Source organism: Trueperaceae bacterium (assembly GCA_023954415.1).
Taxonomy (GTDB): Bacteria; Deinococcota; Deinococci; order Deinococcales; family Trueperaceae; genus JAAYYF01.
In genome coordinates this window covers 1-14,361 of record JAMLIB010000019.1, presented here as the reverse complement: position 1 = coordinate 14,361, position 14,361 = coordinate 1, and the positions used below count along the sequence as shown (strand labels likewise).

The 14,361-nt window shown below is 69.2% G+C and carries 12 protein-coding genes; 5 read left to right on the top strand and 7 right to left on the bottom strand.

The window, feature by feature from the left end; genetic code table 11:
- A partial coding sequence (locus M9914_14050) for an extracellular solute-binding protein (GenBank protein MCO5175297.1) occupies positions 1–1,028 on the bottom strand: 1,028 nt, incomplete at its 3' end.
- Positions 1,029–1,352: 324 nt separating this feature from the next.
- Between M9914_14050 and M9914_14045 the strand changes: the two genes are divergently transcribed.
- The 3 genes from M9914_14045 to M9914_14035 are packed head-to-tail and all read left to right on the top strand — an operon-like array spanning position 1,353 to position 4,332.
- Positions 1,353–1,631 carry a hypothetical protein gene (locus M9914_14045; protein ID MCO5175296.1) on the top strand — a complete coding sequence of 93 codons (279 nt, stop codon included), beginning with the start codon at positions 1,353–1,355 and terminating at the stop codon, positions 1,629–1,631.
- Entirely contained in the window at positions 1,631–2,656 is a 1,026-nt protein-coding gene (locus M9914_14040) for a c-type cytochrome (protein ID MCO5175295.1), read from the top strand. The genes M9914_14045 and M9914_14040 overlap by 1 nt, the downstream gene beginning before the upstream one ends.
- The gene (locus M9914_14035) at positions 2,653–4,332 is read left to right on the top strand and encodes a cbb3-type cytochrome c oxidase subunit I (protein ID MCO5175294.1); all 1,680 of its coding nucleotides are present in this window, start codon (positions 2,653–2,655) and stop codon (positions 4,330–4,332) included. Before M9914_14040 ends, M9914_14035 begins: the two co-directional genes overlap by 4 nt.
- 259 nt (positions 4,333–4,591) lie before the next feature.
- Here the strand turns inward: M9914_14035 and M9914_14030 are convergent, their stop codons facing one another.
- The 6 genes from M9914_14030 to M9914_14005 form a co-directional block, all read right to left on the bottom strand.
- On the bottom strand, positions 4,592–5,146 hold the full coding sequence (locus M9914_14030; GenBank protein ID MCO5175293.1) for an HdeD family acid-resistance protein: 555 nt from the start codon (positions 5,144–5,146) through the stop codon (positions 4,592–4,594).
- Between the two features lie 124 nt (positions 5,147–5,270).
- Entirely contained in the window at positions 5,271–8,279 is a 3,009-nt protein-coding gene (locus tag M9914_14025; GenBank protein MCO5175292.1) for a hypothetical protein, read from the bottom strand.
- Positions 8,280–8,281: 2 nt separating this feature from the next.
- Positions 8,282–8,836, bottom strand: a complete 555-nt coding sequence (locus M9914_14020; protein MCO5175291.1) for a hypothetical protein — start codon at positions 8,834–8,836, stop codon at positions 8,282–8,284.
- A 58-nt stretch (positions 8,837–8,894) separates the two neighbouring features.
- A complete protein-coding gene (locus tag M9914_14015; GenBank protein MCO5175290.1) occupies positions 8,895–9,635 on the bottom strand; it encodes a hypothetical protein in 741 nt (246 codons plus the stop codon).
- Between the two features lie 2 nt (positions 9,636–9,637).
- Positions 9,638–10,498 carry a hypothetical protein gene (locus tag M9914_14010; GenBank protein MCO5175289.1) on the bottom strand — a complete coding sequence of 287 codons (861 nt, stop codon included), beginning with the start codon at positions 10,496–10,498 and terminating at the stop codon, positions 9,638–9,640.
- A 95-nt stretch (positions 10,499–10,593) separates the two neighbouring features.
- Complete coding sequence (locus tag M9914_14005; protein ID MCO5175288.1) at positions 10,594–11,451, bottom strand: hypothetical protein; 858 nt, start codon at positions 11,449–11,451, stop codon at positions 10,594–10,596.
- Positions 11,452–11,754: 303 nt separating this feature from the next.
- Here M9914_14005 and M9914_14000 point away from each other — a divergent pair, with 303 nt between their 5' ends.
- A complete protein-coding gene (locus M9914_14000) occupies positions 11,755–13,539 on the top strand; it encodes an ATP-binding protein (GenBank protein MCO5175287.1) in 1,785 nt (594 codons plus the stop codon).
- Between the two features lie 238 nt (positions 13,540–13,777).
- The coding region (locus M9914_13995) for a hypothetical protein (protein MCO5175286.1) at positions 13,778–14,361 on the top strand (584 nt) is incomplete at its 3' end.

Sequence of the window (14,361 nt, the reverse complement as noted above, 5' to 3'; positions counted from 1 at the left end):
GGCGTGGTGCCTGGCACGGCCGAGATCTGCTGCAGCTCGTCGGTGAACATCTGCCCGTACTGCTTGCTGGCGAGGAACTGGATGAACTTGAGGGCCTCGGCCTGGTGGCTACTGGCGGCGTTGATGCCGTAGGAGCCGTCGACGTAGTAGCTGACGCAGCTCGCGTCCGCGGCAGCGTCACCGGGGACAGCGAAGGCGCCGACCCTTAGGTCGGGGTTGAGGCTCTTCATGTTGCCGAGTTCGTAGGAGCCGCCCACGAGCATGCCGGCCTGGCCGAAGGCGAACAGGGTCTGCATGTCCGTGTAGGCGACGCCCATGTAGTTGTCGGCCATGTACGGGCGCAGGTCGAGCATGCGTTGGAGGGCGCCCGTGAAGCGGGCATCGAGGAAGTTCGTCTTGCCGGTCGTGATCTCCTGGAAGAACGGCGTGCAGCCGTAGAACGTGGGCGCCACGCCGCCGAAGAGCGTCTCGAGCGTCCACGGTTCCTTGGCGCCGTTGGCGAGGGCGTAGACGCCTGAGGCCTTGAGCGCGTCCCCGACCGCGAGGAACTCGGCCCACGTCGTCGGCACGCTCAGGCCGAGGCTCTCGAACATGTCGACGTTGTAGAGCACCTGCACCGTCTGCAGCGCGAACGGCACGCCGTAGACACCGCCGTCGGCGCGGTTGGTGGCGCCGAGGAGGATGCCGGGGTCGAAGTCGCCGAGTGCAGGAACCTTGTCGTCCAGGCGCACGAGGAGGCCGGCCTGGGCCAGGGGCTCCATGCCGCCGTACGCGCGCAGGTGGACGATGTCCGGCCCGCCGCCGCCCTGCAGCGCCGTGGAGACGATGGTGTTGTACTCGGTGTTGAGGTACGGCGTGAACGTGACGTTGATGTCCGGGTTCTGGGCGTGGAACTCGGCGATGAACTTCTCGTACGCCGCCACATCCTCCGTGCGCCAGCTCCAGAAGGTCAGGTTCGTCTGCGCCAGCGCGGACGTGAGGAACATCCCCGCGAGCAACAGGGCAGCCATGCGGATGGGTCGCATCATGCGTGAACTCCTTCTATCGAAGAACGGCCTTCGCGGCGGCGACCCCGCCGGCATCCCAACCGACGGTGGCTCGTGACCGCGCTTGTGTATCGCCATTGTTTATACCTTTCATATACCACTTTTGTCAACGCACCCCGGCTCCGGACCTCTCGCAGACACGACGTCAAGGGACTCACGTCCCCCTCATGACCCAGGTCAATCCCAGCCGGCCAACCTCAGCGCTATAACTTGGACATGTGACTCCACGTTTAGAGGTGACGAGGTCCGCCGCGTAGCCACCACGCAATCCAACCCAGGGCGGACCGAAGAGATGGAGGCCCCCGCATGCAGAAAGCCATCGACCTCACGCTGTCGCTCGTAGCGAGCCTGGCGTCCCTCGCGCTGTCCTGGCCGTACTGGCGCTCGTTCAGCTACTTCGCCGAATCGCGAACGGCGTGGTGGCTCTACATGGTCATCGGCTACGCGCTGGCCGTGTTCGTCTTCTACGTCTTCTTCCGAGCGCTGCGCACCCTCTTCAGCCACGACGGCCACGAGGGGCACTCCCACCCCGCGCACGAGCACGACCATCACGACCACGGGACCGCGCTCCCGGGAGACCACTGATGGCTGCGGACGCCGACCGGGCCGAGTACGGGCGCCGCCGAACGGCGCTGCTCATTCTGGCGCTGATGATCATGGTCTTCATCGTCCTGTCCGCGTTCTCGTTCGTTGGCTCGCGCGACCAGGTCACGCCGGACGCGGTCACGTACGCGGAGGTCTTCGGCGCGGTGGACGGCAAGCGCGTCTTCCAGAGCTACAACTGCATGGGCTGCCACACGATCGTCGGTAACGGGGCGTACCTCGGCCCCGACCTCACGAACACGTTCGAGTCGGCCGGGCCCGCATGGCTCGCCGCGTTCCTCCCGTCGGCCGGAACCTGGCCCACCGAGGCGGCCCTGCGCGTCCAGCTCCAGAGCCAGAACCAGGTGACCGAGACGGGCATCACGGACCTCGCCGCCTACTACGCGGCTTACCCCGGCGCCAAGGAGCGCATCGAGCGCCGCGGGGGCCAGCCCACGTTCATGCCCAACCTGACGTTCAGGGCGGGCGAGGTCAACGAGGTCATCGCCTTCCTCAAGTACACGTCCCTGATGGACACGGAAGGGTGGCCACCCACGCCGAAGGTGAACGGCCTCGAGTTCCCGCAGGCTGCCAAGGCCAGTAACGTCGTGGCGACCGCGGGCGCGACCGCGAGCACTACAGCGAGCGCCACGACGAGCGTGGACACGACCACGACGGCCGGCGCGGCGGCGGCCGGAACCACGACCTCAGGCGCCCCGGCGCCCGCCGACCTCGCCGCGACCGGCCTCGCCCTAGCCGACCAGTACGGCTGCTTCGCCTGCCACGCCAAGACGGAGGCCCGCCTCGTCGGGCCGGGCTGGGGCGGCCTGTTCGGAAGCGACCAGCCCCTCGAGGGCGGCGGGAGCGCCAAGGTCGACGACGCCTTCCTCACCGAGTCGATCACCCACCCCGACGCGGCGGTGGCCGCGGGCTACCCGGCGGGAGTCATGCCCGCATACGAAGCCGTCCTCGACGCTGACGAGGTGGCGGCGATCGTCGCCTACATCCGCTCGCTGGAGAAGCAATGACCACTTACCGCACCCAACGCCTCAGCCTACGCTTCTTCCTCCTCATGTTCGTGCTCCTGCTCGTGCAGGTCGCGCTCGGCGTGCTCCTCTCGCTGCAGCACACGGACCCGACGCTCCTCAGCGGCACGATGAACTTCAACATCACCCGCTCCCAGCACGTGAACCTCGGCGTGCTCTGGATCCTCTCCGGCTTCATCGGCACGATCCTTTTCGTCGGGCCGCTGCTCTCCAAGCGCGAGCTGGCGGCCCCGTGGCTCATCAAGTTCCTGTTCGTGGCGCTGGTGGCGGTGACCGTCTGGAACGCCGTCGCCATCTTCTTCGCCCAGAAGGGCGTCGCCGGCTGGTGGCTCGGGCAACCGTGGATCCAGGAGGGCCTCGAGTACCTCGAGGCGGGGCGCATCGCCGACATCATCATCCTGATCGGCTTCGCCATCCTCGCCTACGTGGTGCTACGCACGTTCCCGAAGCGCAGCGAGTGGAACGAGATCCATTGGGGCCTCGCCATCGGTGTCACGGCCCTCACCGTCATGTGGGTCTTCGGCATGTTCTTCATCGGCCGCATCGACCTGCAGGAGTACTTCCGCTGGTTCGTCGTTCACTACTGGGTCGAGGGCGTGTGGGAGGTCATCCACATCAGCCTCATCGGCATCCTGCTCGTGCTCATGTTCAAGGCCGACGTCAAGGCGGTCGGCTACGCCGTCTTCTGGGGCGTCACCCTCGTGTGGCTCTCGGGACTGCTCGGCAACGCCCACCACTACTTCTGGGTCGGCACGCCGGAGTTCTGGCAGTTCTGGGGATCGCTCTTCAGCGCGCTCGAGCCGCTGCCGCTCATCTTGTGCTTCTGGCACATGTACCTCGACGCCCACCACGACAGGAAGCCCATCGAGAACAAGCCCGCGTTCTACTTCCTGTTGGGCTCCGCGGTGCTCGAGATGGTCGGCGCCGGCATCCTCGGCTTCACGATGACCTTCGCCCTCACGAACGTCTGGTCGCACGGCACCTGGGTGACGCCCAGCCACGCGCACCTCTCCATGTTCGGCACGTTCGGCATGCTCGGCCTCGGCGCCGCGTACTTTATCGTCCCGAAGCTGCGTCAGGCGCTCGACTTCGACCAGCGCTTCGGGCGGCTCGCCTTCTGGCTCGTGTTCCTCGGCATGCTCGGCATCGCGTTCGCGTTCGCCATCGGCGGGACGATCCAGGTCTTCACGTACCGTACCCTCGGCCTCGACTGGTTCGGCGGCGACATCTACCCCGCCATGGGCACGTACAAGGTCCTGCTCGTGCTCTTCGGCCTCGTCTTCTTCGCGGGCGTGCTGCTGCTCGTCTTCGACCTCGCGACCCTCGGGCACCGCGTGCAGGCGCCGGCGCCGCGGGCCGACGAGTACGCGCCACCGACGTCCGGTTGGTCGCGACCGCTCCGCGGCTTCGAGGCGGGGACCTGGCTGCTCGCCATGTGGGTGTTCGGCTTCATCATCACGTTCGGGTTGCTGAGCTACAACCTCCCCCGCGTGCAGGGTGGCGATCCGACGATCCCGTACCTCGCGGCAGCCGTCGGCTACCCCGGCCTGCTGCTCACGACCTTGCTCTTCGTCTGGCGCTTCCTCGCGTCGCTGGAGGCCAGGGAACGCGCCTCCACCGTGATCATGCAGAGGCGCGCCGCTCTGGCGGGCGACTAGCGCCTAGCCGGCCGGCGCCCACCAAGGCGCCGGCCCTTTCCGCCGTCGGTTCCGTCGCCCCTGGTCGGCGCCGGCGGCCCTCCCCTCGTTCGACCGGCGCCGTGGGGCCTGCGCCAGGTCGGAAAGACCCCGCGACCGTACGGTCGCGGGGTCCGTCATCTCGCCCACCGCGCACCGCGAGCGGCCCACCGCCACGCCGTCACGAGACCGCCGTCACGGGCGTGCCGCCACGGTCCGCGGCGAGCAGTCGCCCGCGCCGTCAGGCGCGCGCTCGCCGCGCCTGCTCCCGGCGGTCGTTCGCACCCTTGAGGCGGAACGCGAGCGCGATGAGCGCCACGCCGGCCACGAGCGCGAACACCGCTATCAACCCGACGAACGTGACCAGGCCGGCGCCCGGCCAGACGGCGAGCACGACGCCGAAGACGATCGAGACGACGCCGGCGAGGATCAACGACCACTCGTTGCTGATCTCCTTGCGCAGGGCCACCGCGACCACGATGTCCATGAAACCGCGGAGCACGGCCCAAGCGGCGATCAGGTAGAGGAAGGTGAGCACCGTCAGCCCCGGCAACACCAGCGCGACAACGCCTGCCGCGACGCTGAGCAGGCCCCCGAAGAGCTGGGCCCACCACGGCCCGATGCCGGTGCGGGCGACGAGCGAGGCGAGCGAGAAGGCGCCGTCGACCAGGGCGAACACCGCATAGGTATAGATCAGGGCCACCAACGTCAGCCCCGGCCATAAGAGCGCGATGGCGCCGAAGATCACCAGGGCGATCCCCCTGAACAGGCTGGTCCACCAAGTCCTTGCGAGCATGTCGAGCATCCGGCTGCCTCCTCCGACGAGCTCGGCCCGCGCCCAGGGCGGTTGGGCCTACACCCAGATCATGTACGCTCCCCGGGGCCGGCGTCCAGCGCCTCGCGCGCACGGGAAGCGGGCATCACCTGATGACGACTTCCACCTTGGTAGTCGCGGTCTGGTCGCCCGCGGACGCCGTGACCATCACGCTCGTCCTCCCGGGAGCGAAGCCCTCCGGCACGACGACCGTTCCGGTCCACCTCCCTCCGCTGTCGACGAGTTCGAACTCGATCTCGCCGAGGCGGGCGAGAACCCGTTCGGCACGACCGGTAACGAGGGCGGTCAGTTCCAACGTGTCGCCGACGGCAACGGAGGTCGCACTCGCTCGCGCGATGACCGCCAAGGACCCGACTGCGAAGGTCGTCGCGACCTCGCGCGGTGGCGCGCCGGCGCCGACCGTGACCGGCACGGGCCGGTCACCCTCGCGCAAGACGATGGTGATTGGCTCGGTCGTTGGCCGATAGCGGCGCGGCAGGCGGTCGGGATCGGCCCTGATCACGTACCGACCGGGTAGCAGGTCGCTGATCACGATTCCGCCCCTGGCATCGACCATGAGCTCGTGGTTCACGGGGCCCTCGACGATCACGCCACCGTAAGCGATGCCGTTCTCGCCGGCCCCCCTCATGCCGTCGTCGTCGAGGTCATCGAACAGCATGATCGAGACGCTGACCACCGGCACGAAGGGCAGGTCGATCACCTGGACCGTGTTCTCGGTCACCGCGACCTGCCCCGCAGCAGCCAGACGCAACGACGCGGGCAGCCCCGCCCCGACGGACCAGGCGTTGACGCCACCCGGAACGCGCAGGTCGTAGCTCCCGTCGGGACCGGTCACGGTGGCCTCGTCACCCAGGCCGATCGTGACACCCACCAGGCTCTCGTCACCGGGACCGAAGCGACCGTCGAGGTCACGATCCAGGAATGCCACCCCGCGAACCTCGCCCCCCTTGCGGCCCCCGAACATGTCGACGACGGGCCGGGGGGTGTCGAAGGAGAAACGCAGCACGTAACTCACGCGGAAGCTCAGGTCGTGCCTGAGTGGCGCGACGCCGGCGAGCAGGCCGGTCTGCGAGCTGAGCGCATAACCCGCGCTCAAGTTGAGGCCCTCGAGCCCCACGTCGCTGAACTGACCGACGAGGGCGATGCGTTCGTCCTGCGAGTACCTTCCGGAGTCGTAGTCGGTCGCCTGAGTGCGCTCGTAGCTGAGCTGAGTGGCGATGGTCGGGGTCCAAGCCTCGGTCCAGCTGACCCCGAACTTCGCGGATCCCTCACCCTTGCCCGTGTCGGACGCGTACTCGAACTCCGCAGCGGCCGTCGTGCCTAGGCCCGGGCGATAGGTCACGCCCGCCATCGCCTCCAGCCTCGCGCCGCCCGGTTCGTCCCCCGTGGCCTCACTGCGAGTGTAGGTGGCGCTCGCGTCGGCGCTCACAGGTCCGAGCCCCAGGCTCGCGCCCGCACGATACCGGTCGCTCACGGCCGCGTCGCCACGCACGACCCCCGTGTGGGCGTAACTGACAGCGAGCCCGACCTGGGCGCCGGCCGCGCGGTACGTGAGGGAAAGGGTCGGCCTCACGCTCCACGTGGTGCCGAAGGTCGCGTCCTGCCAGCCCCCGGTCAGGCTGACGCCCACGCCGGGCGCGGGGGCAGCGGAGACGGTGACCGAGTTGGACCAGGTGTAAGCGGACCCGCCGAGCTGCAGGGAGGTGGCGGCTCTGACACCGAAGGGGCCCGCCGACCGCAACCCGCCGCTGAGCCCGACGGCGTGGATCCCCGCGAGCGGCACGCCCGAGTACGTCTGGGTCACATCGAACGCCTGGGTCTGGTAACTCAGGCTCTCGGAAACCCCAAGAGTGACGGCGTAGCGGTCCTCGGCCCACGTACCCGCCAACCCACCGCCCAGCGTAAGGAGCACCGAGTCGCTGAGCGGGGTACGGTAGACGGCGGCCAGTCCGTCGTGCCGGCCGACAGCGCTCCAACGCGTCGAGCCGCTGAACTGGAGGTCGAGGTCGTCGTCCTGGCTGACCGCGAACGCGGTGAGCGCGAGGGCGTCGCGACCGGTGCCCCCCATGTAACTACCCGAGCCACCCAGGCGCCACGCGCCGACGAGCCCGGCACCGGAGAGGGAGTAGCTGCCGTCGCCGATCGCGGCGGCGGCGTCCCAGGCCGCCCCCGTCAGCCCGAGGTACATCCGCGACGGTACCTCCTCGAACGGGTCCGCCAGCGACCCGGCGAACCGGCCCACCTCGGCCGAAGCCCTGACGAAGTCCGAGAGATCACCACTCAGCCGGGGGTTGACGTCGTAGTCGAGCGTCGCGCTCGCTCCGGAACCGTCGATGGTCATGCGCCCCGTCAACCCGGTCCCCACCGCGAGGTCGACGCGCGGCGCGCTCGCCGGCCGGGGGGCGCCGGCGCTGCCGCCGTCGAAGAACGACGCCTCGACGAAGGCCTGGGTGCCGGCGGCAGGATCGCTGCGCGAGGTAGCGGTGAGGTAGACGATCGTGCGGAAGCCGGAGGTGACGGACCCGACGGGATCGAGCACTACCCGGAGCTCGCGCTCCTCGCCAGGCGCCAGGCCCACCTGGTCAGCCTCGAAGCGCACGACCCACATGCTGCTGGTGCCCGTGAGGTCGAACACGTCGGGGAGGTTCCCGCGGTTGCCGACGATGATGGAGAAGGCGAGGGGTTGGTCGGTAGCCCCCTCCACGCTCGCGGGCGCGGTGATGGAGACGGCGCTCGCTCCCTCCGCCGTCACGTAGCCCGTGCCGGTAGCCGTGTCCGCCGGGACGGCCGCGTTCACGAAGGTGATGACGACCGGGGCGGGGACCTCGGCCTGTGCCAGACGCGGCACCCGCAGGGTCACAGACACGAAACCGGTGCCGGCCACTTGCACCCTGCCGGACCGAGCCAAGGGCTCCCACGGCGGAGCCGCCGCCACGGTGTAGGTGTACTCGCCGGAGCCGGCGAGGTGGAACGCCAAGGTGACGTAGTCACCGATCGCTCCTCTGGCCGTCGGGGCGCCGACGACCTCGAGCGCGCTGGCCCACGAGAGCGCCGAGAGCGAGAGCAGCAGCAGCGCTCGCTTGACGGCGCGCATCGTCAGAACCCCGGTTCGCGGATCGCCGACACGACGGCGTTGACGAGGTACGAACCGGCCAGCTCCCTGCCGGTGAGCTCGAGGGCGAACTCCACGCGCAGCTCGAGCCAGCCGACGGTCTGACCGACCTGGCTGTATATGACCTGCGGGCTGCCGTCGGCCCGCAGCCACAGGCCGCCGTTGACGCGGTACATGACCTGCGATGCCGGCACGACTGCCGCGCCCGCGGGGCTGACCAGGTCCTGGACCTCGAGCATGAGGCTCCAGACGCCTGCGGCGTTGCTGAACACCTGTACGGGGAGGGTCCCGCCGTCGGGGCTGGTCGCCGGGTAGGTCGCCGGGAACGCCGCGGGCGGGTAACCGGCGCCAGCGATGACGAAGCTGATCGTGGTGGTCGGAACCCTGATGGAGAGCGTCTCCGGGATGAGACTGTCCACCGACCACGTGGCCTGGGCGGCCGCGCTCGGAACGAGGAGCGCCACCGCCGCCATCAAGAGCGCGACGAGTAGCCCGCGGCGCCCAATGCGGCCCACGAGCGGGGTTGTTGCTTCGGTCATCTTGCTCCTCCTCGACTGCGACGTTCGATGCGGCACCTGAGCCGCGACCCGTGCCTGGCTAGCGCGGCGCGACGCCGAACGCGTCGCCTGGAGCCAGGAGCGTGTAGCGCAGGCTGGCTGTCGACATGCCGCCGCCCTCCCCAGCGGGCCGGACGCCCACGACGACGCGGACATCGCGGCACGCGTCACGGCTGGGCGCCAGCACCAGCGGGGCAGAGTCACCCTCTCGCAACAAGTAGAACCCGCCACCTCCGACCGGCGGGCAGGCCGCCCCGACGTAAAGGCGTTCTATGCCACGGCCGCCCGGTCCGGGCAGTCTGTCCACGCTCAGCTGCCAGCCAGGGACGTTCGAAAAGGCGGTCAGCGTGAAGTCCTTGAAGCAGACCTCACGCTGGTCGCCCGGCGTCGTCCCGGCGGCGGCTCGGTCACCACCGGTGAACGTCACCGCAGCCCCGTCGAGCGCGAAGGTGACGCCCGCCGGGGCGAGCGTCGTGGGGCCTAGCGCCGGGCCCACCACCGCGGTGTCGGTCACCGTCGCACCGATGACGCAGTCCGCTCCGTCCGCGGCCGCGCCTCCCCCGACGAGGTCGAACGTGAGGGTCGAGACGGGTAGGCTCAACGACACTTGCTGCGCGACTTCCGCGCCGATGGACAGCGTTAGCGCGGCATGATCGGTCCCAGTACTCATGGCCTGGCCGAACGCGACCCCGGCGCAGGCGGTGAGCGCCATCGCCGCGAGGGCGGAGAGCCGCCGCGCTGGGAGCGCCGCGCCGGACCTCGGGCGTGCATGGCCGCTCATCCTTACTCCCCTTCGGTGTCCGGCTCGCCGAGAGGCTCCGACAGGAGGAAGTCGTAGGAGCCCGCGACGTCACGCTCGTCGTCCCCGTAGTTGAGTACGACGAGGGCTGTGTAGTTGCCTGCGGGCAACGGCCCCATCACGTTGACCTGGAACGCCCGCTCGCCCCCAGGGAGGACGACGCTCTTGTCGATGGTCGCCTCGATGACCGTCTCGCCCCTGTCGTTGCGGAGCGTGAAGGCGCCGCCTACGCCCTGCGCGGCGTTCCCGGAGTTCAGGTACTGCGCGATCACGGTGTAGGGTCGGCCGGCCGCGGTCGGTGGCGCGCCGAACAGGCCCACGACGGACCCCTCCGAGCGGAGTTCCGGCACGTTCACGTAGATGATGTGGCCGACCCGCACCGAGATCGCGGCCGCAGTCTGGCCCGGCTCGGGCTCCGACGGCTCCCCCTCCGCGAACAGCACCGTCCAGTGCGTCCCCGGTTCGGCGTCGGCTGGCACGTTGACGGTGTAGGCGATATCGCGGCTCTCGAAGCCGGCCAGCTCGACCGTCGAATCGGGGAAGGTCACCCAGGAGCTGGCGCTGCGCTCCAAGGTCCCGGAGTCGAAGAAGTCGAAGTTACCGCCGGCGTTCAGGTTCCAATCGGACAAGTAGAGCCGGAAGCGTTGCGGGGTGGGTGCCGGGTTGGTGATCCTGACCTGGCTCGCCAGCGCCTGGCCGGTCGCGACGACGTAGACCTTCGACGCCGGGTCCATCAGCGCCGCCCCGCCCTGGGCCAAGGCGAGGGCGCAGACGGACAGCAGCAAACCCATACCTACGACCCTTGTCACGGCTTCGAGATGTCTGTTCATAAGTTTCGGTCCCATGTTCGGAAGATAGCGTTCGGCGCGCCTGCCGGGGCGTGACGTTTCGCAAGCCGGTCGGGGACGACCCCCGACCGGCCTGCGGTGGACTCAGGACCTTAGAACTGCGTGTCCGAGGAGAGGAGGGTGTAGGTGAGGTTGGCCACGCTCGTGCCGTAGAAGTCCGAGTTGACCTTGACCGCGAGCACGCCGAGGACGTCGAGCCAGCTGGAGTTCGCGTAGTCGCACTTGGAGCCGCTCTTCATCGCCTGCATGCCCGTGGTGCCGGCGTTGAGGGACTTCGGGATCAGGTGGACGACCGTCTTGTCGTTGAGGGCGTAGAGGCCCGTGCCATCGCCGAAGTCGGAGCAGGTGTTGCCCTGGACGTAGAGGTGCTGGATGCCCTGCGACGTCGTGTCGTTACGGCTCACCTGCAGGTCCCAGAACCCGAAGTTGGAGAAGAGCTGCATGATGAACGACTGGTAGCAGACGATGTAGTTCTTGCTGCCGGGGATCAGTTCGTTGTTGGAGTCAAGGCGCAGTGGTGGGTAGTTCACGACCGGGGTGCCGGTGACGCTGATGTTGGGGTAGGTGCCGGCGTCGTACTTGGTACCGCCGGGCAGCGTCTGGGTCTGACCCCAGAACGTGGTGTTCAGGGTGGAGGTCACGTCGGCCCCCAACGCGTACACGCAGGCGAGGTTGAACCCGTCGGGAGTCTCGCCGCTGCGGGCGCGTTCGGCCCACTGGTTGCCATCGAGCTTGGTGATGTCGAAGGTCAGGGTGGAGGCATCGAGGTGCAGGGCGGTCGCTTGCGGGATGATCAGGTTCACCGTCTGGGAGACTTCGGCCTTGGCCGAGCCCTTGGCGATGGCGTCGGCGGTGGTCGGGGCCCGGGTGGGCGCGATCTGCTGGGTCTGAGCGGCCGCGACGGCGGTCACTGCGACGACCAGGATGGCGATGACGAGCTTGCGAAACATAGCTACCTCTTTCCTTGGAACGTACTGGCCCCGTACAGGTGCCGGTACCCAGGAAGGTAGTCGTTGGCCCGTGACCGACGCGTTAACCCCGTAGTCACCGTGCCCCACGCGAACGCGGGGCTGCCGTTACCGTTCGGGCCTTCGGCTCGGGGCACGGTAACGGCCAGGTAACGCCCACGCTCAAACGGACCCCGGCATTGTGAGAGTTCAGTAAGAGCCGCGCTGCTAGCCTCACGTCATCGGCAACACCACGGCGCGTTCCGGCTACGGTCGTCGCCAAGCGCGTCTCCCACGGGGGGAAACATGGAACTCACGCACCGCAGTACTTATCCGGCGCCACCGGCGGAACTCTCGACGAGGGGTACGGCGCGGCTCGAGATCCGAGGTGAGCGCGTGAGGGTCAGGCGCAAGGGCCTCGCCCTCCTCTATTACCTCGCGCTGGAAGGTCCAGCCACGCGGCAGAAGCTCGCTCATATGCTCTGGGGTCACGGCCAGGCGCTGCAGAACCTGCGGGTGGAGCTCCACCGCCTGCGGGACACGCTCGGTCCCCTCGGCCGCGCGCTGTTCACGGACGCGCTCGACCCTTTGAGCTTGGCGCCCGGCGTGCTCGCGGTTTCGGCCGGCGTCGGCGAGCCCCTTGAGGGACTCGATGACATCTCCCCCGACTATCAGGAGTGGCTCGAGCGCCAGAGGATCAAGGCCGGGAGCGTGGCCCCTACCAGCCCCCGCATCGACCTGGTCGAGTCGCTGTCCCACGGGATCGCACTCCCTCACGTGGTGATCCTCTCGGGCGAGCCGGGGTCGGGGCGGCGCTCTGTGGCACGAGACCTCGCAGGGCGGCTCCGGCTCCCGTTCGTGGTCGGTACCGGCGGGGCGGCCCCGAGCGTCAACTACATCGACCTGACGGACCCCGGCTCCGAGGACCTCGCCGCGGCGGTGGCGCGGGGGGAGGAGCGGCTCTGGGTGCTCGCGCGCTCGGCCTTCGGCACCGAGCCCGAGGTCATCCTGCGGCTCCGCGCGGCCGTCGTGCCCGAACGACTGCGCTTCGTGTGCCTGCCCCCGCTCCAGTGGTGGGACGCCAAACCGCTGTTCCCCACCGCCCTCGGGTTCACGCAACGCGCCCGGTATTACCTGGCTTCCCTGGGCAACCACCGCTACCTTGGGGAGCTCCTCAAGCTCGCCGAGGCCGGGCAGATCGCAGCCGATCGGCCCCTACCCGTACCGCTGACCGTACGGGCGAGCCTCGCGTTGGAGGCCCGGAAGCTGAGCCCGGGCGCGCGCTCCGCGCTCGAACTCGTGAGCACTGCCGCCGGCGAACTCAGCACCGCGGCGCTCCTGGCCGCCGGGCTGGGCGACAAGCTGCCCGAGTTGGAGGAGGGGGGCTGGTTGCGCTTCACGCGCACCGGTTGGGTCTTCGCCAGTGAGCTGGCCAGGCGCATGGTCCTGGAGCTCGTTCCGGAAGGTACGCGACGGCTGTACCAGGCGACCCTGGCGCAGGCTGCCACGCCCGCAGGCTCGTCGGTCCTGGCCTCACTCGGAGCTGGAGTAAGCACTGAGGTCGGCAGCCGCGCCCCGGCGGTGGGTGAGAGGCAAGTGCTGGTCGCGGGCGAGGTGTGGCTGGACAGCCCGGTCGTTTCCGCCGCGGGGGCCCGGCTCATCGACGACAAGGTGCTCTTCTCACGTCCCGGACTACCCGACGACGTCAGCGCCGCGACCTGGGGCAGGGAACGCGAACCGCTCCTCTACCGGGTGCACGGCAGGACGTACTCGGAGTCCGGGAGCGTCGACTTGAGGTACGCCTCCAAGGACATCGCCATCACCCAGGCCGCGGAAGACAAGTTCGACCATTGGCTCCTGGTCCCGGCCGACCACTGGTTGCGGGTCGAGACCAGAGCCGAGGGGTCGATCACGGAACTCCGGGTCTCCGCCTACCGCTACTCCGAACTGACCGCGGCACCGGTGAACGCCGAATGGCTCGTGACGGCGGCCGTGCTGCACGCACGCCCGGAGGCGAGCCCCTTGGGTGAGGCTGCACCGGGCGCCGTCCTTGGCCTCGCCACGGCGCGCGCCACCTCCGGAGCGGGTTAGCTGCAGCAGCAGCGTCGGCGCCACCCCACGGGCTGAGGACTGCTCACCCCACCCTATAACCGCCGTATAACCGACTCCTGCCTACCCTCCAGACAGTCACTCGGTGGGCGGGCGCGAGGGTCGTGCCCCCCGACTCGGATGGGCTCACGGTCAAGGTCGGCTGTCGTCAGCCGCAGCTTGACCGGGGCGGCAAGGAGCATCGATGCGGCGACGAGCGTTGGTTTCGAAACTCGGTTCGGTGGTCGCGATCGCACTCGCGGCCTTCCTGGTCTCGTGCGGTGGCCCTGCCGGACCCAGCAACCTGTTCGTGGAGGCGAACGCCTGGACGGGCGCGGTCCCGGACGACGCGACCATCATCACCTCGGACGAGTTCAGTCGCATGGTCGGCCGGGGCGAGCTGGCGTTGAGGAGCTCCGCGGACATCGACGCCCAGGCCGAGGCACTCGAGGAGCGGTTCGCCGACGACCGCGACTTCCTCACCGACCTCGCTGACCCGGGCGAGAACGTCGCCGACCTCCTGGCCGCCGTGGCGGCCGGGGGCGACTACATCGGCGACGTCGGGCTGGAGCTGGACGGGGGCGAGGGCGTGATCCTCGAAGGCCTCGCCACCCGGCTCCGCAACGCCGCCCAGGACGCGGAGCTGGCGGCCAGCGCGAGCAACGCGCTCAGCGTCTACTCCATGATGTACGACCTGTTGCCTGAGGACCTCAAGACCTCGGCGCCGACCCCGGCGAGCCTGTCGGGCAAGTCCGTCGCGGAGATCCAGGCGGCCATGGCGAACGTGGACTCGCTCCTGGCCACGCTCACCGACCTCGATCACAC

Coding starts and splice junctions, on each gene's coding strand:
- M9914_14045 (MCO5175296.1), top strand. CDS start 1,353: ATGCAGAAAGCCATCGACCTCACGCTGTCGCTCGTAGCGAGCCTGGCG.
- M9914_14040 (MCO5175295.1), top strand. CDS start 1,631: ATGGCTGCGGACGCCGACCGGGCCGAGTACGGGCGCCGCCGAACGGCG.
- M9914_14035 (MCO5175294.1), top strand. CDS start 2,653: ATGACCACTTACCGCACCCAACGCCTCAGCCTACGCTTCTTCCTCCTC.
- M9914_14030 (MCO5175293.1), bottom strand. CDS start 5,146: ATGCTCGCAAGGACTTGGTGGACCAGCCTGTTCAGGGGGATCGCCCTG.
- M9914_14025 (MCO5175292.1), bottom strand. CDS start 8,279: ATGCGCGCCGTCAAGCGAGCGCTGCTGCTGCTCTCGCTCTCGGCGCTC.
- M9914_14020 (MCO5175291.1), bottom strand. CDS start 8,836: ATGACCGAAGCAACAACCCCGCTCGTGGGCCGCATTGGGCGCCGCGGG.
- M9914_14015 (MCO5175290.1), bottom strand. CDS start 9,635: ATGAGCGGCCATGCACGCCCGAGGTCCGGCGCGGCGCTCCCAGCGCGG.
- M9914_14010 (MCO5175289.1), bottom strand. CDS start 10,498: ATGGGACCGAAACTTATGAACAGACATCTCGAAGCCGTGACAAGGGTC.
- M9914_14005 (MCO5175288.1), bottom strand. CDS start 11,451: ATGTTTCGCAAGCTCGTCATCGCCATCCTGGTCGTCGCAGTGACCGCC.
- M9914_14000 (MCO5175287.1), top strand. CDS start 11,755: ATGGAACTCACGCACCGCAGTACTTATCCGGCGCCACCGGCGGAACTC.